The organism is Neorhizobium phenanthreniclasticum (genome assembly GCF_040066075.1).
In the GTDB taxonomy this organism is placed as follows: Bacteria; Pseudomonadota; Alphaproteobacteria; order Rhizobiales; family Rhizobiaceae; genus Neorhizobium; species Neorhizobium petrolearium.
In genome coordinates this window covers 164,923-183,046 of sequence record NZ_JBEAAL010000003.1, presented here as the reverse complement: position 1 = coordinate 183,046, position 18,124 = coordinate 164,923, and the positions used below count along the sequence as shown (strand labels likewise).

The window sequence follows — 18,124 nt, the reverse complement described above, 5'->3', positions numbered from 1 at the left end:
GTTCCTTACTTGCCGCCGTAGATCTTGGTGATTTCAGCCAGCGTTTCCTTGCGCTTGCCGTAGACGTCGGCGGTATCATACTTCAGCAGCTTCAGGTCGCTGATCAGCGGCCTGTCGGCAGGAATATCGGTGCGGGCCGGCATGAGCTTCGTGTCGGCAATCATCTTCTGCCCCTCGTCGGAGAGCATGTAGTCGATGAACTTCCTGGCCTCGTCCTGATGCTTGGACCAGTTGAGGATCATAGCCGGACGTGGCGCGATGACCGTGCCGGAAGCCGGAAAGATCACATCGACGCTCTCGCCTTTGGCCTTCGCGGCAAAAGTGATGTAGTCGACGGCACCGAAGACGGCGGCTTTGGCGCCCTGCAGGACGGGGTTCAGGGCTTCAGCATTGGCGCCGGCGATAATCGCGCCATTGGCCTTCAGGTCCTTGAAGAGTTTGAATTCGTCCTGGTTTGCGAGAGCCGCGTCGAGTTCGAAGGCGGAACCGGATTGAGCGGGGTCCGGAATGTTGACGAGATCCTTGTATTCCGACTTGGTAAGGTCCGCCCATTCGGACGGCTTCGGCGTACCGCTCTTGGTGTTCCAGGCGATACCGAGCGCCGAGATGCCCTGGGCAACGGCCGTGTCGGTCTTCAGGAAGTCTGGCACCTTCGCGGCGTTCGGGCTGGTATAGGCAAGCAGCCAGCCGCGCTTGGCGAAGTCGGTGGCCGTGTCCCAGGACGCGGAAATCAGAACGTCGACGACCGGGTTGGAAGCTTCCGCCTCGATACGCGCCATCACTTTGCCGGTCGTGGCCTGGAAGACGTTGACCTTGATGCCGGTCTCTTTGGTGAAGCCGGCCGACAGCTTGTCGATGAGGCTCTGCGGACCCGCGGTGTAGACTGTGATGTCGGCATGGGCGACGCCCGCCGCCAACGCCGCGGCGACGACGCCGAAAGTAATGCTCTTCAATAACTTAAGCATGTTCCAAATTCTCCTCTTTGGATGAATGAACTTTATTGCCGAACCAGCGGAGCTGATCCGGATCGATCGAAAGGCCGATACCGTCTCCCGGCCTCAGCTTGACACGGCTCAACAGCTGCAATTCGACTTTAGCGAGCCCGGCGAGCGAAACGGTCGCGAGGTGTCCGTCGCCGCGAAATTGCGAACGCAACACGGTCGCCGCCAGACGGCCCGGCGCTATCTCTCCCGGCGTGATGGAGGCAATGGGGATCAGGACACGAGAGGCCGCGCCGGCGCGGCCGGCATCCCGGAGCAATGCCACATCACTGCCTTTGAAGAACCAGAGCCCGTCCCGGTATTCGAGATCGGCAATGCCGCCGAGCCGCAGGAAGTCCGCCACTTCCGGCGATGCCGGCCGCTCGACCAGTTCATCCGGAGAGGCGAGCTGCTCGATCAGGCCACCGCGCATGACGGCAACGTCATCTGCAAGCGTCAACGCTTCGCTGTGGTCATGCGTGACATAGATGGCCGTCAATCCGAGAGTCGCGATCAGTTCGGCAAGCTCGCCGACCATGTTCTCTCGCAGTTCGCGATCGAGGTTTGAAAGAGGCTCATCGAAAAGAATGAGCTGCGGTTCGGCGACGATGGCGCGGGCGATCGCCACCCGCTGCTGCTGGCCGCCCGAAAGATCGCTTGGCCGGCGGTCGGCATAGGCGGCAAGGCCCACGCGTTCGAGCGCCCGCATCGTCCGGCTTTGTCGCTCCGCCCGGCCGATGCCACGCATTTCGAGCGGAAAAGAGACATTGCCGCCGACCGTCAGATGCGGCCAGAGCGCATAATCCTGGAAGACCATGCCGAGATTGCGCTTCTCGGGCGGCGCGAAACTGCCGGTCGCGGCATCCGCGACCACCTGGCCGGCAATCGCGACAGAGCCCTTGGTTGGTGCCAGCAATCCGGCGACCAGCCGCAGCAAGGTCGTCTTGCCGCAACCGGAAGGGCCAAGCAGTGCCAGCGTTTTCCCCTTGGAAAGCGAAATGTCGATGCCTTTCAGCACCGGCGTCACGCCATAATGCAATTCCAGCGCGGCCGTCGAGACGGCAGCATCGGTCGCTGAGAGATGAGACGTCATGGGGGGCCGGCATCAATGAGGGCGATGCCGGTTGCATATTAAGGTTCCATAACAGTCATGTGACAGGTAGCCAGATACTCCAAAGTGCGCCGCCAACCTGTCACACCCGGCGCTAGAGCAATGATCCGGGAAAAGCCTCAGCTAGGCGTCGCTGCCGGTAAGTTCCTCGACCATGGCCAACCCCTTCTTCTTGAGCATGGCCTGCGGGTCGGGCAGCTTGCCGCGAAAAGCCTTGTAGGTCTCCTCCGGATCGATCGACCCGCCGACGGAATAAATATTGTTCTTGAGCTTGCGGGCCATCACCGGATCGAACGCGTTGCCGGTTTCCTCGAAAGCCGAGAAGGCGTCGGCATCCAGCACTTCCGACCACATGTAGGAATAATAGCCGGCGGAATAGCCATCGCCGGAAAACACGTGCTGGAAATGCGGCGTCGCATGACGCATGACGATCGAGGACGGCATGCCGATCCCATCAAGGACTTGCTTCTGCACCGCCATCGGATCACCGACCGGCCCGTCCGCATGGAAAGCCATGTCGACCAGCGCGGACGAGGTGAATTCCACGGTCGCGAATCCGGCATTGAAGGTGCGGGCCGCCAGCACCTTGTCCAGCAAGGCCTTCGGCATCGGCGCGCCGGTCTCGTAATGCACAGCGTATTTTTCGAGGATTTCCGGCACGGTCAGCCAATGCTCATAAAGCTGTGAAGGTAGTTCGACGAAATCGCGGGCGACACCGGTGCCGGAAACCGACGGATAGGTGACGTCCGACAGCATGCCGTGCAGCGCGTGGCCAAATTCGTGGAACAGCGTCTTGGCGTCATCAAGCGACAACAGGGCCGGCTTGCCTTCGGCGGGCTTGGCGAAGTTGCAGACATTGTAGATGATCGGCAGCTCACCCTTCCTGCCGTTCTTCAGCATCAGCTTGTGCTGCGACTGGAACGAGCTCATCCAGGCGCCGGAACGCTTGGAGGAACGGGCGAAATAATCGCCAAGGAACAGAGCCTTCAGCGAACCATCCTTGTCGTAGACTTCGAACACCCGCACGTCAGGGTGATAGGTGGCAACACCCTTCACCTCGACCGCCTTGATGCCGAAAAGCCGCTCCGCGACGTCGAAACAGGCCTCGATCACCTTTTCGAGCTGCAGATAGGGCTTCAGCTCCGACTCGGAGAAATCGAACATCCGCTGGCGGAGTTTTTCCGCATAGTGGCGCCAATCCCATGGCATGACCTCATGGTTCTTGCCCTCCTCGGCGATCAGGCCGCCGAGGCTTGCCTCTTCCTCCAGCGCCTTGGCGCGTGCCTTCTCCCAGACCTGGCTCAGAAGCGTATTCACCGCCTCCGGTGTCTTCGCCATCGTGTTGTCGAGCTTGAAGGCCGCGAAATTCTCATATCCGAGCAGCTTCGCCTTTTCGGCTCTCAACGCCAGCGTCTCGCGCACGATGCCGAGATTGTTGGTCTCTCCGGGATTTTCTCCTCTTGCAACCCAGGCTTTGAAAGCCTGCTCCCGCAGGTCGCGGCGGGTGGAAAAGGTCAGGAAGGGCTCGATGATCGACCGCGACAACGTCACGACATATCCGTCCTGCTCGCCCCGCTCGCGAGCTGCGGCCGCCATGGCATCACGCAGGAATCCCGGCAGGCCGTCGAGTTCGGCCTCGTCGGAAAGCTTCAGCGACCAGCTCTTTTCGTCGCCCAGCACATTCTGCCCGAAACGGGCGCCGAGGCCGGCAAGCTTCTCATTGATATCCGCAAGCCGCTCCTGCTCGATCTTCGGCAGCTTCGCCCCGGCACGGACGAAGCCCTTCCAGTGCCGTTCGAGCACCCGTTCCTGCTCGACAGTCAAGCCGAGTTCCTTGCGGGTTTCCCAAAGCCTGTCGATGCGCGCGAAGAGCGCGGCATTCATTCCGATCTTCGAATAGTGGCGGGACAATTTCGGCGCAATCTCGCGTTCCAGCGCCTGGATGGTCTCGTTCGTATGCGCCCCGGCCTTGCCCCAGAACAGCGCCGAGATGCGCGAAAGCTCGTCACCGGCAATCTCCAGTGCCACGACCGTATTCGCAAATGTCGCCTCCGCCGGGTTATTGGCGATCGCATCGATCTCCGCTTCGTGGCTGGCAAGCGCCGCATTGAAACCCGGCGAGAAATCCGCGTCCTTCACTTCGTCGAAACGCGGCAGTCCGTGATGACCATTCCATTCCACAAGGGCGGGGTTCAGCGGAAGATCGGAAGACATGAAATATCCCTCAAAAACGATGCGTCATCATTCATATAGGAGAAGGCGGCGAGAATAGGTATCCGTGCCCTCCTTTTCAGTCTCGGACAAAAAATCATACCTGATAATTAACGGTTATTAACTATTTGACGCAGTGCAGTATTCGCAGGTACCTTTTTGGGCGGTATCCGATGATCAAGGATATGGCCATGGAAATCAGTTCCTTGCGCTGGTCCACCCATTTTCTGCAACGGGACAATTCCCGCAACGGCAAGATCGAAAAGTCTTCGCAGCAGGAAAGCCGGCACGGCCAGATTGCCTTTCAGGTGCCCGAGACGGTCGATTCGCCGGTGGATTTTTCGGCGATCACGCCGCGGGATCTTCGTGAACTGGCCTGGCAGAACTATCAGGCCGGCAAGATTGACCAGGAGACTTATGCCACGCTCTCCGAAGAACTCCCAACCCACGCCATCGATGCTCAGGGGCAGTTGATCGACCTGTCGCAGGTGACCGACGAGACCGGTTTCGATTTTCACGATTATTACCGCAACCAGCTCGAAATCGCCATGTCGCTCGGTGATACGCGCCGCGCCGACGTGCTGCGCTCGGTGATGGCCTTCCTGGATGTATGACAGGCCAGTCGCGCTCAGGCGCGGCGGTATCCGAAAAGACTGGGCGCCGAATGCCAGAGCGCCTGCACTGCAAAGCCGATGAACAGCAGTCCGGAAAGCCTGACGATCACCGTCTCATGCCGACGGTAGAAGCGCCGCACGACACCTGCGCCGATAATCCCGATGAGCACGATGTCGGCCGTGAGAAAGCCGAGCAGGGAAACGGCAAGCAGCATGGGCAGGCCGGAAAATTCCAGCGCGTCCGATGAACCGGCAAGCAATGCCGTGAAAGTCGCAAGCGCCACCGGATAACCTTTTGGGTTGGTGAGCCCGAAGATCAGGCCGCGCCGCAACGGTCTTTCGACCGCCATCAGCGCACCGCCTCCATCCTTCGGCTTCGCATTGAGCGCGCTCCAGCCGATCCAGCCGAGATAAAGCCCGCAGATGACGCCGAGCACGTCGAAAAAGGTCGTGCCGATCGTCTTCGCACCGATGATCGCCACCAGCGCCAGCGCCGACCAGAGAATGTCTCCAGCCAGATGCCCACCCATGAAAAAAGCGCCCGCCTGACGCCCCTGCCCCGCCCCGATACCAAGGAGCGCGAGAAACGCGGGGCCGGGAATGAGCGTATAGGCGAGCGCCGCAAGAAAGGTGCCTGCAAGCAAGGAAGAGGACATGGATGGGCTCCGACGGAAGACTGCGACAGTTTTGCCGCCGGTTTTGTCCGTGTCAATGCAGATCGAACCTGGGTTTTCCGTTTGCCTTGCACGCGAAAGATAGTAAGGGAACCTTACGAAATCCTCCGAAGAATGGAGGGGCTGGAAAATGGACACATTGGGTTTTCTGATCGTCGACAGTGCACGCCTTCTGCGCGCCGCCTTCGAGCGCCGCATTGCGCAGGCGGGTCTTGGCCTGACGCCGGGTGAGGCGCGCGCACTGATGAATATCGCCGCGGCCGGCGGCAGTCGGCAGCTCGATATCGCGGCCCGCATGGGCGTCGAGCCGATGACGCTCTGCGCCTATCTCGACAAGCTGCAGTCACTGGGGCTGATAGAGAGGCAGCAATGTTCCGTGGACCGGCGCGCCAAACGCATAACGCTGAAACCGGCTTCCGAGGAGATGATCAAAGCGATCCGCAAGGAGCTGGACATCATTCTGGCACAAGCGACCGAAGGTCTGAGCGAGGAAAGCAATCGTATCCTGCGCGAGACGCTCGCCGTCTTCAACGCTAATCTTCAGGCCGCCAATCCTTCCCATGGGTCCCAGACAGCATCCGATGAAAACCGATAATATGCCGCCCATCCCCGCGCCGATGAGCGAGCGCCGCACCACGATCATTGGCGCCCTGCTGACGGCGATCGGGCCGATCTCCATGGCGATCTACACGCCGGCCATGCCGGAACTGGTGCGCGCCTTCGCCACGACGGAAGCGGCGATCAAGATGTCGCTGTCTCTCTATTTTGCTGGATTTGCATTGGCTCAACTGGTCGCGGGACCGGTTTCGGACGCCTTCGGCCGCAAAACTGCCTCGCTGAGCTTCCTTATCATCTACCTTATGGGCTCTTTGCTCGCCGCCTTCGCCCCGTCGGTCGAATGGGTTCTCACCGGCCGGCTTGTCCAGGGGATCGGCGCCTCCGTCGGCATCACCGTGTCGCGCGCCATCGTTCGCGACCAGTTCAATGGCGGTGACGCGGCGCGGATCATCAATACGATGGGCATCATCCTGGCGGTAGGTCCGTCCCTCGGACCGACGATCGGCGGTCTCGCACTGGCCGCCTTCGGCTGGCGGTCCGTGTTTCTGCTGATGGTCGGTTTCGGCGCACTCCTGGTCTTCCTCTCCACCGTCTGTCTTAGGGAAACGACGGTGCCGGATCGCAGCCGGTTGAAACCGCTTCGCCTTATCGAGGCCTATGCGGAAATCATCAGGCTTCCCCGCTTCCTGTTTACCGCGCTCGTTCTCGCAGGCGCCGTCGGCTCCATGTATGCTCAGGCAGCCGTCCTGCCGTTCATCATGATCGAGAAGGTAGGGCTCACGCCGACTGAGTTCGGCATGAGCATGCTGATGCAGTCCGGCTTTTACCTGACAGGGTCCATATGCCTGCGGATTGTCTCAAGATGGCTGCCGGCTGAGCGCGCTCCGGCTGTGGGCCTTTTGTTCAGCGGCTCCGGCGCCATTGCCATGGCGCTTTCCGTTCACTTTCTGCCACCTTCGTTTGCATCCATCATGATCCCGGTGGCGCTCTGCGCATTCGGCATCGCGTTTATCGTACCCTATATCACCGCGGCGGGCCTCATTCCCTTTCCGCACATTGCCGGCTCCGCCTCGGCGATGATGGGCTTCATCCAGATGGGAGCGGGCTTTGTCGGCGGGGTCGCCGCCGCCTCGATCGGCTCGCCGCTGCCCGCCTTCGGCATCATCATTCCAGCCATGCATATCATGGCGGTATTCGGTTACATCGGCTTCCGCAGCGCCAGCAGCAAGGCATGAAAAAGCCCGCCTCCTTTTGAGGAAGCGGGCATCAACAATCCGAATTCTACGGCTATTTCGCGAGATTGCGCTTGGCGAGCGTTCTGAGGCGCAGCGCATTGAGCTTGATGAAGCCCGCTGCATCCTTCTGGTCGTAAGCGCCCTGGTCGTCCTCGAAGGTGACCAGCTTGTCTGAGTAAAGCGATTTTTCGCTCTCGCGGCCGATGACCATGACATTGCCCTTGTAGAGCTTCAACGTCACTTCGCCTTCCACATGCTCCTGGCTCCTGTCGATAGCGGCCTGCAGCATTTCGCGCTCCGGCGAGAACCAGAAGCCGTAGTAGATGAGCTCTGCATAGCGCGGCATCAGCTCGTCCTTGAGATGGGCTGCACCACGGTCGAGCGTGATGCTCTCGATCGCGCGATGAGCGGCAAGCAGGATAGTGCCGCCGGGGGTCTCGTAGACGCCGCGCGACTTCATCCCGACAAACCGGTTCTCGACGAGATCGAGCCGACCGATGCCGTTATCGCGGCCATAGTCATTGAGCGTTGCGAGCAGCGTGGCGGGCGACATCGCCACACCATTGACGGAGACGGCGTCGCCTTTTCTGAAACCAACCTTGATGACGGTCGCCTTGTCTGGAGCCGTTTCCGGCGAAATGGTGCGCATATGCACGTATTCCGGCGCTTCCTGTGCCGGGTCCTCCAGCACCTTGCCTTCAGAGGACGAATGCAGAAGATTGGCGTCGACGGAGAAGGGGGCTTCCCCCTTCTTGTCCTTGGCAACCGGAATCTGGTGCTGTTCGGCAAATTCAAGTAGCTGAGTGCGGCTCTTGAAGGCCCAGTCGCGCCATGGAGCGATGATCTTGATGTCCGGGTTCAGCGCATAGGCCGAAAGCTCGAAGCGGACCTGGTCGTTGCCCTTGCCGGTCGCGCCGTGTGCGATCGCATCGGCACCGGTCTTCCTGGCGATCTCGATCAGATGCTTGGAGATCAAGGGGCGGGCAATCGACGTGCCGAGCAGATAGACGCCTTCATAGACGGCATTGGCGCGGAACATCGGGAAGACGAAATCGCGCACAAATTCCTCGCGCACGTCCTCGATGAAGATTTCCTTGATGCCGAGCATCTCGGCCTTCTTGCGCGCCGGCTCCAGTTCTTCGCCCTGGCCGAGGTCGGCGGTGAAGGTCACCACTTCGGCGCCGAGTTCGGTCTGCAGCCATTTCAGGATGATCGAGGTGTCGAGACCGCCGGAATAGGCGAGGACGACCTTCTTTACGTCTTTCGGGAGTGCCATGTCGATTTAGTCCGTCTGCGGGTGGCGGCGGTTTAAAACCGTCGGATCGGGGAATTGCGGCACTTTTAGCGAGTTTATTGGGACGCGCAAGAAAAACCGGGGGAAGCGTAACCGTCATGTCATGTTGACGCGTTCTGCTATAGGCTCCATATCCGCGCCTACCTTTGAACAGCAGCGTCATAGAGGAGACTTTCATGGCCGTTACTCATCCCGCTCTGAAGAAGGAAAATGTCGCCGTCATCACCGGTGCCGCGTCCGGCATCGGTCTTGCTGCAGCACGAGAATTCGCCCGCATGGGATTGTCCGTCGTGCTCGCCGATCTCGAAGGCGACCGGCTTTCGGATGCGTGCCGCGAAGTCGCAGCCCTTCACGAAGATGGTGAAACGGATGTCGTCGCGATCGGCACCGATGTCTCCAGGCCGGATGAGATTGCCGCTCTCGAACGCGCAGTGCTTCAGCGCTTCGGCCGCGTACATGTGCTGATGAACAATGCCGGCATCAGCCCGGGGAGCTCGATATTCGGACCGCAGTCAAGCTGGGACAGCACGTTTGCCGTCAACCTGCTTGGTGTGATCCACGGAACGCAGACATTCGGGCCGGCCATGATCGCGCATGGCGAACCGGCGCTGATCATCAATACGGGCTCGAAACAGGGCATTACCACGCCACCGGGCAATCCGGCCTACAACGTCGCGAAGGCGGGCGTCAAAGCCTTCACGGAAGCCCTGCAGCATGAGCTGCGCAACACGCCGAACTGCCGGGTCTCGGCGCATCTCTTGATCCCCGGCTTCGTCTTCACCGGCCTCACCAAGGGAGACCGCGCGGAAAAACCGGCCGGCGCGTGGACGCCGGAGCAGACGGTCGAATTCATGTTGACGAGCCTTGAACGCGGCGACTTCTATATCCTCTGCCCCGACAACGATGTCGACCGCGCAACCGACGAGCGCCGTATGCTCTGGGCAACCGGCGACATCATCGAGAACCGCCCGCCGCTGTCGCGCTGGCATCCGGATTTCGCCGAAATATCGAAGGAATTCATTTCCAAACGCTGACGGACGAATTCACATGGCCTCGAAAGCCGGGTAATGGTGCATCTCATTACCGGCTATTCGAGAACGCCTATGGATTTCCTGCCAAGCCTTGCCACCCTTCTCGCCTTCACGGCCGCCGGCCTGCTTCTGGCGCTGACGCCGGGACCGGACATGACATTGTCGATCAGCCGTGCACTTGCGCAGGGGCGCCGCCCGGCGCTTTTCGTCGTGCTCGGCACAAGTCTTGGCGTCGTCTGCCATACGCTGCTCGTCGCCTTCGGCATCTCGGCTCTGATCACCGCATCACCAACCGCCTTCTTCATCCTGAAGACCGGCGGTGCGGCCTATCTTCTCTGGCTGGCCATCCAGGCAATCCGCTTCGGTTCCAGCTTTTCGGTAGAAAAGATGGAACGAACGAAGAGCAGCGCGCTTGCCAACATTTCGACCGGCTTCTGGGTCAATATCCTCAACCCGAAGGTCATCATCTTCTTCATGACCTTCCTGCCGCAATTCGTCACCGCCGGCGATCCGGCGGTCACCGAGAAGCTGATCTTCCTCGGCTTCTATTTCATCGTGATCGGCATGCCGGTGAACCTGATCGTCGTGCTCGCGGCCGACGGGCTGGCCGGCTGGCTGCAGGCCAATCCGAAGGTTTTGCGCGGCATCGATTACACCTTCGCCGGCGTTTTCTCGATCTTCGCGGCAAAGATCTTCTTTACCCAGGCGCGCTGAGCCGATCAGCCGATCAGCAGCGCGTCATCATCCAGGGTTTGCCCGCGCATCTTGCGGAACATTGCGATCAGATCCTCCACCTGAAGGTTCTTGCGGCTGTCTCCCGCTACATCGAGGACGATCTCGCCACCATGCAACATGACCGTGCGATGGCCGAAATCCAGCGCCTGGCGCATGGAATGGGTCACCATCAGCGTCGTCAGCCTGCGTTCGGAGACGATCTTCTGGGTGAGGTTCATGATGAATTCCGCCATGCCGGGATCGAGTGCTGCGGTATGCTCATCGAGGAGCAGTACCTCCGAGCCGGCAAGTGTCGCCATGACCAGCGAGACCGCCTGGCGTTGGCCGCCGGAGAGCAGGTCCATCCGGTCGCTCATGCGATTTTCGAGGCCGAGGCCGAGGTCGGCGACCCGTTCCCGGAAAAGTTCGCGGCGGCGTGGACCGAGTGCGGCGGCCAGACCGCGCCTCTCGCCGCGTCGGGCGGCAAGGGCAAGATTCTCCTCGATCGAGAGCGATCCGCAGCTACCCGCCAGAGGGTCCTGGAAGACGCGTGCGACCAGACCGGCCCTCGCAGCGGTTCCCTTCCGCGTGACGTCGCTGCTGCCGATCATCACCTGACCTTCGGTGGCGATGACATCGCCCGCGAGAACCCCGAGCATCGTCGATTTCCCGGCACCATTGGAGCCGATCACCGTTACGAAGGAGCCTTCCTCGATCGTAAGGTTGACACCGTTCAGCGCCTGCTTCTGCAGCGGCGTGCCACGCCCGAAAACAACCTTGATATCCCTGAGCGAAATCACGAGGCAGTCCCTCCACGGCGAAGGCGCGGCAGAACAAGCGCCACGGTGACAAGCACCGCCGTCACGAAATTGAGGTCTGACGCCTGCAGTCCGAGCATATCGGTCGAAAGCGCGAGCTGGATGGCAATGCGATAGAGGATCGAGCCGAGCACGCATCCGATCAACGCGACGAGGATGCCGCGGGTGCCGAGCAGCGTCTCTCCGATGATGACGGCGGCGAGACCGACAACGATCGTGCCCACGCCGGAGGTCACGTCCGCAAAGCCGTTCGTCTGAGCGAAAAGCGCGCCTCCCAGTGCGACGAGCGCATTCGAAAGCGCCATGCCAAGATAGATTTGCCGGCTCGTATCGATACCCTGAGCGCGGGCCATGCGGGAATTGGCGCCCGTCGCCCGCATCGAAAGGCCCATATCGCTTTCAAGGAAACGCCAGACGAGAATGACCGCGAAGAGGACGAGCACGCCGACGAAAAGCGGCCGCACATAGAAGTCCCTGAGCCCCAGTCCAAAAAACGGGCTGAGCATCGTATCCGCGTTGATCAGCGCGACATTCGGCTTTCCCATGACGCGCAGGTTCACGGAAAAAAGCGCGATCATCGTCAGGATCGAGGCCAGCAGGTTGAGGATGCGGAAACGGACGTTGAGAAGCGCCGTGACCATCCCGGCGATGGCCCCCGCGACCATTGCCACAGCCGCGGCAAGCCAGGGGTTGACGCCGGCAATGATCAAAACCGCCGTTACGGCCGCGCCGAGGGGAAAGGACCCGTCGACGGTCAGATCGGGGAAATCCAGGACCCGGAAGGCGAGGAAAACGCCGATAGCGACAAAGGCATAGACCAGCCCCAGCTCCACGGCTCCCCAGAAAGCGATCTGACTCACGTTGCCAGCCCTTTGTTTCGCGTCTCTGCGCCCCGACATGCCGGAGCGGCAGCAATTTCGTTTAAAATTGCACGAACCGCTCCCACCGGGATGGGAGCGGTCCTGCCTGACTATCTCCGGCGCGAACTTACTCGATCACACGGCTCGCCCGGTTAAGAACGCTTTCCGGCAACGTGACGCCCATCTTTGCCGCGGCGCTTTTGTTGACGACCAGATCACTGCCGCTGGCGACCTTAACCGGGATATCGCCCGGGTTTTCGCCCTTGAGGACGCGCACGACCAGTTCGCCGGTCTGCTTGCCGACATCGTAGTAGTTGAAGCCGAGCGCCGCCAGCGAGCCGCGCGAGACGGAATCCGTATCCGCCGTGAAAAGCGGCAGCTTGCTTTCCTGGGCAACGGCGACTGCGCCTTCCAGCGCGGAGATGATCGTGTTGTCGGTCGGAATGTAGATCGCATCGGCGCGGCCGACCAGAGCGCGGGCAGCACCCTGCACCTCGGCCGACTTGGTGGCCGCGGATTCGACAATCTTCAGACCCGCCTTTTCGGCTTCCACCTTCATCACGGCGAGAAGTGCCACCGAATTGGCCTCGCCGGAATTGTAGAGATAGCCGATGGTCTTCGCTTCGGGCAGGATCTCCTTGATCAGGGCGACATGCTCTCCTACGGGAGACATGTCCGAAAGGCCGGTCACATTGCCGCTCGGCTTTTCCATGTCCTTCACGAGCTGCGCAGCCAGCGGATCGGAAACAGCCGTGAAGACCACGGGGATATCGCGGGTGGCGGATACAACCGCCTGCGCAGAGGGGGTGGAGATCGGAACGATCACGTTCGGATCTTCGCCGACGAACTGGCGGGCGATCTGCGCAGCCGTAGCCGGATTGCCCTGCGCCGATTCATACATGAACTTGAGGTTTTCGCCGTCCTTGTAGCCGGCTGCGGCCAGTGCATCCCGCACGCCATCGCGCGTCGCGTCAAGTGCTGGATGTTCCACGATCGCCGTCACCGCAACCGTAACATTTTCCGCCCGAACCGGCAGAGAGACCGCCAGAGTGGCGGCAAAGGCAAGCAGAACCGAACGCATGGGATGTCCTCCGTTTAGATTTCAGCGCTTTTAGGAAAAGGAAGCGCCAAAATCAATCGACGGGGCCCAAGTAACCGTCAATCCGGCTTATTCTTCATCCTCGCCATGGCCGGCGATCATCATCGCCTCGAAGGCAAGCCTCTCGGTCTTGCGCATGCGTTCCGATTCCGACTTCAACTGGCCGCAGGCGGCGAGGATATCCCGGCCACGCGGCGTGCGGATCGGCGAGGCGTACCCCGCCTGGTTGATGAAGTCGGCGAATTTCTCGATCTGCGCCCAGTCGGAACACTGATAGTTCGTGCCCGGCCAGGGATTGAACGGAATGAGGTTGATCTTGGCCGGAATGCCCTTGAGCAGTTGCACCAGCAGCTTGGCGTCCTCCAGGCTGTCGTTGACATCCTTCAGCATCACGTATTCGAAAGTGATGCGGCGGGCGTTCGACAGGCTCGGATACCTGCGGCAGGCTTCGATGAGCTCTTTCAGCGGATACTTCTTGTTGATCGGCACCAGCATGTCGCGCAGTTCGTCGCGCACGGCGTGCAGCGAGATCGCCAGCATCACGCCGATCTCCTCGCCGGTCCGGTAGATTTCCGGCACGACGCCGGAGGTCGAGAGCGTGACGCGCCGCTTCGACAGCGACAGCCCGTCGCCATCCGTCGCGATCAGCAGCGCCGTCTTGACGTTCTCGAAATTGTAGAGCGGCTCGCCCATGCCCATCATGACGATATTGGTGATCTTGCGCTCGCCGGTCGGCACGAATGCGCCAGGCGGCGTATCCGTACCCGGGAAATCGCCGAGCCGGTCGCGCGCGAGCAGAAGCTGGGCAAGGATTTCCTCCGCCGTCAGGTTGCGCACCAGACGCTGCGTGCCGGTATGGCAGAAGGAACAGGTCAGCGAACAGCCGACCTGGCTCGATATGCAGAGCGTGCCCCGGCCTTCTTCCGGGATGTAGACGGTCTCGACCTCCACCGGGCGGCCTGCCCCCCGTGGCGGAAAACGTAGGAGCCATTTGCGGGTGCCGTCGTTGGAGACCTGTTCCTCGACGATTTCCGGACGCGCGATGGTGAAATGTGCCTTCAGCATTTCGCGCATGTCTTTCGCGACATTGGTCATCGCATCGAAGTCAGATACGCCGCGGATATAAAGCCAGTGCCAGAGCTGGCTGACCCGCATGCGCACCTGCTTTTCCGGCACGCCCTTTTCCTTCAACGCGTCCGCCATCGCCTCGCGCGTCAGCCCGATCAGCGAGGGCTTGCCGCTCATCAGGTCCGGACGCGGCACGAGCGGCGTCTTGAGGGGGGCCATCACGGCCTCGGAAACCGACATCTTGTTATCCCATCGAATACATCACCCCGTCCCGCGCTCCTGCAGGAAGAGGAAAGGCATGTCTGTCTGTGAAATCTGGATTGGTCCGGAAGGCAATTCAAGCGCCGCACCATTTTGAGGCGGGGCTTTATCATCAAATTGCCGCCGCGTCACTATTCTTGAGAAATACGAAAGGCCGGTCGATGACCGGCCTTCATGGAATAGCACGGAAGCGGACTTACTTGCAGGATTCGATCTGCTTCAGCGCGGCGGAAATGCCCGACAGCGAATAGGCATAGGAGGTCTTGGTGCCGCGGCCGGAGACCGCACTCACGCTCATGTTGTGACCTGTCTTCATCGCCGCAACCAGCGCCGGCTCTTCCGCCGCATTCTCGACCCAGGCAGCCTTGTCCTTGGTAAACATCACGAAATTCTTGCCGTCGATCGTCACGTTGACCTTCGAATTCGCCTGCAGCGGATACCCCATCATCGCCTGCGGCTCGTAGGAAATGTTCTGGCCAGGGCGCTGCGACACGATGAAGAAGATATCGCCATGATCGACCGCAGCCGGTTCCTTGGTGGTCGGAACCGAAAGCACGTAGCAGACGGTGCTGCTGCCCGACTTGTAGGAATAGGCACCCCATGCCTTGAACTGCTGTATGCGGGTGGGCGTCTGGGCTGAAGCGATGCCGGCGCTAGCCAGCGTCAGTGCCAATGCGGTTACAATTATTCTTACAGACATGGTCTCCTGCCGGTTTTGTCTTCTTACAACGGCCCGAGCGGGCAAGCCTTGCCAGGCATGATCCTGATTCGGCCCATTTTGACTTGTTTCTGGTTACCAAACCGTCAATCGCGCCGTCGGAATTCGATGAATGTCCCAATCCGCCCCTTTACCCATGCGCGGTTTCTCTCTCCTCGCAATGGCCCCCGACCCCTTACCCGGCGGGGAATTTCGTGCGTTTCGTCGATGCCAGTGACACAAGGATTGGGGCAAGAGTTTGTCCTTTTCCTAATTGTTCCAATGACATTAGAATGGTCGAATATGACGCGAATCTCATCAGAAAGTTTGCGCAGAATAAATGGACCTGGACAAGAAAGACCACTTCGTCAGCTTGGCAAAGGCAGTGGCCTGTGAGCGCGATCAGATGGCTTTCGCGGCGCTGTTTGATTACTTTGCGCCGCGTCTGAAGTCCTGGCTCGTCAAACGCGCGATGAAGCCGGATGAAGCGGAAGAACTGGTGCAGGAAGTGATGACCATCCTCTGGCACCGTGCCCACCTCTACGATCCGGCCCAATCCTCCTTGTCTACGTGGCTTTTCCGTATCGCACGCAATCGCCGCATCGATACGGAACGCCGCGCCAGACATCAGCGGATGGACGCCTATGAACCCTTGTTTCTCGTCACCGAGGCGCCGGGTGTTGATACCCTTTTTGAAAGGGAGGAGCGGGATGCGCGCGTGCGCGCAGCACTCTCCAAAATTCCCGACGAGCAGATGGAACTTGTGCGAGCGGCCTTCTTCCTCGGCCAGTCCCATTCGGAAATCGCATCTTCCACCGGCCTGCCGCTCGGCACCGTGAAATCGCGAATCAGGCTCGCCTTCGAACGCCTTCGAAGGGCGCTGGAAGAGCCGTCATAGAAAATACAAGGCTACCTGCGACCATCCGCCGCAGGTCCGGCAGTTACATCCGGATCATCCGTGAGGGCCAGATCGGCGGCCTCATAGTGCCGGTCGGCGATGTGCCCCTGAATCATCCGGAAGGCTGCGGCCAGCACCGCGAGGTCGTCGGTGAATCCTACCACGGCGAAAAAGTCGGGCAGAAAATCGACCGGCAGAACGAAATAGGCGAGTGCGGCGAGCAGCACGCCACGCACGCGTACCGGTGTCCGGGGATCGATCGCGCAATAGTACGCGGCAATCAGGTCGCGGCTGAGCGGTATTTGCCGGACAGCCCGCTTGAGGGTTGGCCAGAATTTGGCGCGCACCTGCCGCTCCTGGCGGTTCTGCGTATCCTCGTCGCCCGGCAAGAGGATCTCGCCGATCTTCACGTCGTCCATACCTGCTCCGTTCGCTCAACGCATGCCTCAATATGGGAGCTGGACGGTGAAGTTCAATTGCGACGGAAGGATGCATTGTCCATCGCGCAGGCAAGTTTGCGATCGCGATCGGGCAGGCTTCCCGCCGCGTGTGCGGTCAGGAGCGCGTCCACCTTCGAGTGGCTGTTGAGCCATTCCGGTTCAAATTAAAGGAGGCCTTTCACCGGCTCCAGATCGGCACTATAGGCGTGACTGTAGCCAACCTCCCGCAGCGGGAAAACCTCTTCCGTGAGGTAGGGGCCGCCACCGACTGATTCTTTCGATGAGAGCAGCACAAAACGCCCCACGGTGAAGGGCGCCGTATAAAAATTACCGCGGCCGGAGAGGTAATGCACCACATCGTCCAGACGGCAATTCTTGAGCCGCGCCAGCGTCACATGCGGCATGAACTTGCGCGGATCGGGAGGCAGGCCGATCCGCTGGCAGATCCGCTCTATTTCCGCCTGGAGCGCATACATTTCCGGCGAAGGAGCAACGCCGGCCCAGATCGAATGCGGCTTCTTGGAACCGAAGGAACCGATCCCCGTCAGCGTCGCCTGGAATTCCGGCCTGTCGATCCGATCCAGCCGGTCAACAATCTCGTCGGCCGTGCGTCCATCGACATCGCCGATAAAGCGTAGCGTGATGTGGTAATTCTCGACATCGATCCATCGGGCCCCGGGAAGCCCCCCGCGCAGAAGTGAGAGGCTCATGGCCACATTGCGCGGAATTTCGAGGGCGGTGAAAAGTCTCGGCATGGGGACCTCCTCGAATCTCTTGCAGATGCTAACAGCGAATCACGCAACAGGGTTCCGTGCAAGATATTATTTTCGTTTAGCCTTGATCTCCCCCAGGAAGCTTTCGACCGGTTGGATCGTCTTCTCGACCATCACCGAAACCCCTTTGGCGTTCGGATGCATGCCATCGTCAAGCTGCATGCCCTCCACCGTGGTCACACCATCGAGGAAAAAGGGATAAAGCGGAGTTTCATATTTGTCGGCAAGCCGCTTGTAGATCGGATTGAAGCGTTCCGCATAATCACCACCCATGTTCGGTGGAGCGAGGATGCCGACCAGGAAAACCGGAATGTTCCGCTCCTTGAGGCGCGCGAGGATCGCATCGAGATTCTTCTCCGACTGCTCCGGGGAAATCCCGCGCAAGGCGTCATTGGCGCCGAGCTCCAGGATCACGCCATCCGTCCCGTCCGGCACCGACCAGTCGATACGGGAAAGTCCGCCGGACGTCGTATCGCCGGAAACGCCGGCATTGGTGACGGCGACATCATGGCCTTTCGCTTTCAGCGCTGCCTCGAGCTGCGCCGTGTAGGATTCGGGAGGAGCAAGCTGATATCCGGCCATCAGACTGTCCCCGAAGCCGACAAGCTGGATCGGCTCGCTCCGACCTCCAGTATCCTGTGCGGCCGCCGGAATTACGGCAAAGCAGAGCGTGAACATGACGATGAAGTGAAGGAGGCTTGCTTTAAAACTCACGATCCGTCTCCTAGATTGGACGCTACCGCAACGCGGCATTCGGGTTCAGCTTCACGGCTAATATAGGACGGTTC

The 18,124-nt window shown here is 60.4% G+C and carries 19 protein-coding genes; 6 read left to right on the top strand and 13 right to left on the bottom strand.

Translation table 11 applies throughout. The features are described from left to right. Nucleotides 1–5: 5 nt before the first annotated feature. From ABK249_RS07010 to ABK249_RS07000, 3 genes are all read right to left on the bottom strand, one after another. Nucleotides 6–965, bottom strand: a complete 960-nt coding sequence (locus tag ABK249_RS07010; RefSeq protein ID WP_227704368.1) for an ABC transporter substrate-binding protein — start codon at nt 963–965, stop codon at nt 6–8. Then, nucleotides 958–2,073, bottom strand: coding sequence for an ABC transporter ATP-binding protein (locus ABK249_RS07005; RefSeq protein ID WP_227704369.1), 1,116 nt, complete (start codon nt 2,071–2,073; stop codon nt 958–960). Before ABK249_RS07005 ends, ABK249_RS07010 begins: the two co-directional genes overlap by 8 nt. A 141-nt stretch (nt 2,074–2,214) precedes the next feature. Beyond that, on the bottom strand, nt 2,215–4,305 hold the full coding sequence (locus ABK249_RS07000; RefSeq protein ID WP_227704370.1) for a M3 family metallopeptidase: 2,091 nt from the start codon (nt 4,303–4,305) through the stop codon (nt 2,215–2,217). Between the two features lie 188 nt (nt 4,306–4,493). Here ABK249_RS07000 and ABK249_RS06995 point away from each other — a divergent pair, with 188 nt between their 5' ends. Continuing rightward, complete coding sequence (locus ABK249_RS06995; protein WP_227704371.1) at nt 4,494–4,916, top strand: hypothetical protein; 423 nt, start codon at nt 4,494–4,496, stop codon at nt 4,914–4,916. 14 nt (nt 4,917–4,930) lie between these two features. Here ABK249_RS06995 and ABK249_RS06990 read toward each other — a convergent pair whose 3' ends face one another. Beyond that, nucleotides 4,931–5,572 carry a LysE family translocator gene (locus ABK249_RS06990; protein WP_227704372.1) on the bottom strand — a complete coding sequence of 214 codons (642 nt, stop codon included), beginning with the start codon at nt 5,570–5,572 and terminating at the stop codon, nt 4,931–4,933. Between the two features lie 148 nt (nt 5,573–5,720). Here ABK249_RS06990 and ABK249_RS06985 point away from each other — a divergent pair, with 148 nt between their 5' ends. Together ABK249_RS06985 and ABK249_RS06980 are read left to right on the top strand one after the other, a co-directional pair. Then, on the top strand, nt 5,721–6,185 hold the full coding sequence (locus ABK249_RS06985) for a MarR family winged helix-turn-helix transcriptional regulator (RefSeq protein ID WP_037156729.1): 465 nt from the start codon (nt 5,721–5,723) through the stop codon (nt 6,183–6,185). Nucleotides 6,186–6,207: 22 nt separating this feature from the next. Next, a complete protein-coding gene (locus ABK249_RS06980; protein ID WP_037157279.1) occupies nt 6,208–7,383 on the top strand; it encodes a multidrug effflux MFS transporter in 1,176 nt (391 codons plus the stop codon). Between the two features lie 52 nt (nt 7,384–7,435). Here the strand turns inward: ABK249_RS06980 and ABK249_RS06975 are convergent, their stop codons facing one another. After that, the gene (locus ABK249_RS06975; protein ID WP_227704373.1) at nt 7,436–8,659 is read right to left on the bottom strand and encodes an argininosuccinate synthase; all 1,224 of its coding nucleotides are present in this window, start codon (nt 8,657–8,659) and stop codon (nt 7,436–7,438) included. A 194-nt stretch (nt 8,660–8,853) separates the two neighbouring features. Here ABK249_RS06975 and ABK249_RS06970 point away from each other — a divergent pair, with 194 nt between their 5' ends. Both ABK249_RS06970 and ABK249_RS06965 read left to right on the top strand, forming a co-directional pair. Then, on the top strand, nt 8,854–9,711 hold the full coding sequence (locus tag ABK249_RS06970) for an SDR family NAD(P)-dependent oxidoreductase (RefSeq protein WP_037156725.1): 858 nt from the start codon (nt 8,854–8,856) through the stop codon (nt 9,709–9,711). 69 nt (nt 9,712–9,780) lie between these two features. Then, nucleotides 9,781–10,422 carry a LysE family translocator gene (locus ABK249_RS06965; protein ID WP_037156723.1) on the top strand — a complete coding sequence of 214 codons (642 nt, stop codon included), beginning with the start codon at nt 9,781–9,783 and terminating at the stop codon, nt 10,420–10,422. Between the two features lie 5 nt (nt 10,423–10,427). Here the strand turns inward: ABK249_RS06965 and ABK249_RS06960 are convergent, their stop codons facing one another. The 5 genes from ABK249_RS06960 to ABK249_RS06940 form a co-directional block, all read right to left on the bottom strand. Continuing rightward, entirely contained in the window at nt 10,428–11,222 is a 795-nt protein-coding gene (locus ABK249_RS06960; RefSeq protein WP_037156721.1) for an ABC transporter ATP-binding protein, read from the bottom strand. After that, a complete protein-coding gene (locus tag ABK249_RS06955) occupies nt 11,219–12,100 on the bottom strand; it encodes an ABC transporter permease (RefSeq protein ID WP_037157277.1) in 882 nt (293 codons plus the stop codon). The genes ABK249_RS06960 and ABK249_RS06955 overlap by 4 nt, the downstream gene beginning before the upstream one ends. A 127-nt stretch (nt 12,101–12,227) precedes the next feature. Continuing rightward, on the bottom strand, nt 12,228–13,181 hold the full coding sequence (locus tag ABK249_RS06950) for an ABC transporter substrate-binding protein (RefSeq protein WP_227704374.1): 954 nt from the start codon (nt 13,179–13,181) through the stop codon (nt 12,228–12,230). A gap of 87 nt (nt 13,182–13,268) precedes the next feature. After that, nucleotides 13,269–14,507 (bottom strand): dual-specificity RNA methyltransferase RlmN, encoded by a 1,239-nt coding sequence (gene rlmN / locus ABK249_RS06945; protein ID WP_463139868.1) that lies wholly within the window; start codon nt 14,505–14,507, stop codon nt 13,269–13,271. Nucleotides 14,508–14,724: 217 nt separating this feature from the next. Then, a complete protein-coding gene (locus ABK249_RS06940) occupies nt 14,725–15,228 on the bottom strand; it encodes an invasion associated locus B family protein (RefSeq protein ID WP_227704375.1) in 504 nt (167 codons plus the stop codon). 337 nt (nt 15,229–15,565) lie between these two features. Here ABK249_RS06940 and ABK249_RS06935 point away from each other — a divergent pair, with 337 nt between their 5' ends. After that, nucleotides 15,566–16,123 carry a sigma-70 family RNA polymerase sigma factor gene (locus ABK249_RS06935; protein ID WP_037156713.1) on the top strand — a complete coding sequence of 186 codons (558 nt, stop codon included), beginning with the start codon at nt 15,566–15,568 and terminating at the stop codon, nt 16,121–16,123. A gap of 11 nt (nt 16,124–16,134) precedes the next feature. On the opposite strand, the gene ABK249_RS06930 is transcribed toward ABK249_RS06935, so the two are convergent. From ABK249_RS06930 to ABK249_RS06920, 3 genes are all read right to left on the bottom strand, one after another. Continuing rightward, complete coding sequence (locus ABK249_RS06930; RefSeq protein ID WP_037156710.1) at nt 16,135–16,542, bottom strand: YkvA family protein; 408 nt, start codon at nt 16,540–16,542, stop codon at nt 16,135–16,137. Between the two features lie 185 nt (nt 16,543–16,727). After that, nucleotides 16,728–17,318: an RNA 2',3'-cyclic phosphodiesterase gene (gene thpR, locus ABK249_RS06925; RefSeq protein ID WP_037156708.1), complete on the bottom strand. Its 591-nt coding sequence runs from the start codon at nt 17,316–17,318 to the stop codon at nt 16,728–16,730. Nucleotides 17,319–17,384: 66 nt separating this feature from the next. After that, on the bottom strand, nt 17,385–18,050 hold the full coding sequence (locus ABK249_RS06920) for an arylesterase (protein WP_348862504.1): 666 nt from the start codon (nt 18,048–18,050) through the stop codon (nt 17,385–17,387). Between the last annotated feature and the right edge of the window lie 74 nt (nt 18,051–18,124).

Coding starts and splice junctions, on each gene's coding strand:
- ABK249_RS06970 (WP_037156725.1), top strand. CDS start 8,854: ATGGCCGTTACTCATCCCGCTCTGAAGAAGGAAAATGTCGCCGTCATC.
- ABK249_RS06980 (WP_037157279.1), top strand. CDS start 6,208: ATGAGCGAGCGCCGCACCACGATCATTGGCGCCCTGCTGACGGCGATC.
- ABK249_RS06950 (WP_227704374.1), bottom strand. CDS start 13,181: ATGCGTTCGGTTCTGCTTGCCTTTGCCGCCACTCTGGCGGTCTCTCTG.
- thpR (WP_037156708.1), bottom strand. CDS start 17,318: ATGCCGAGACTTTTCACCGCCCTCGAAATTCCGCGCAATGTGGCCATG.
- ABK249_RS06965 (WP_037156723.1), top strand. CDS start 9,781: ATGGATTTCCTGCCAAGCCTTGCCACCCTTCTCGCCTTCACGGCCGCC.
- ABK249_RS07005 (WP_227704369.1), bottom strand. CDS start 2,073: ATGACGTCTCATCTCTCAGCGACCGATGCTGCCGTCTCGACGGCCGCG.
- ABK249_RS07010 (WP_227704368.1), bottom strand. CDS start 965: ATGCTTAAGTTATTGAAGAGCATTACTTTCGGCGTCGTCGCCGCGGCG.
- ABK249_RS06940 (WP_227704375.1), bottom strand. CDS start 15,228: ATGTCTGTAAGAATAATTGTAACCGCATTGGCACTGACGCTGGCTAGC.
- ABK249_RS07000 (WP_227704370.1), bottom strand. CDS start 4,305: ATGTCTTCCGATCTTCCGCTGAACCCCGCCCTTGTGGAATGGAATGGT.
- rlmN (WP_463139868.1), bottom strand. CDS start 14,507: ATGTCGGTTTCCGAGGCCGTGATGGCCCCCCTCAAGACGCCGCTCGTG.
- ABK249_RS06995 (WP_227704371.1), top strand. CDS start 4,494: ATGGAAATCAGTTCCTTGCGCTGGTCCACCCATTTTCTGCAACGGGAC.
- ABK249_RS06935 (WP_037156713.1), top strand. CDS start 15,566: ATGGACCTGGACAAGAAAGACCACTTCGTCAGCTTGGCAAAGGCAGTG.
- ABK249_RS06975 (WP_227704373.1), bottom strand. CDS start 8,659: ATGGCACTCCCGAAAGACGTAAAGAAGGTCGTCCTCGCCTATTCCGGC.
- ABK249_RS06990 (WP_227704372.1), bottom strand. CDS start 5,572: ATGTCCTCTTCCTTGCTTGCAGGCACCTTTCTTGCGGCGCTCGCCTAT.
- ABK249_RS06985 (WP_037156729.1), top strand. CDS start 5,721: ATGGACACATTGGGTTTTCTGATCGTCGACAGTGCACGCCTTCTGCGC.
- ABK249_RS06930 (WP_037156710.1), bottom strand. CDS start 16,542: ATGGACGACGTGAAGATCGGCGAGATCCTCTTGCCGGGCGACGAGGAT.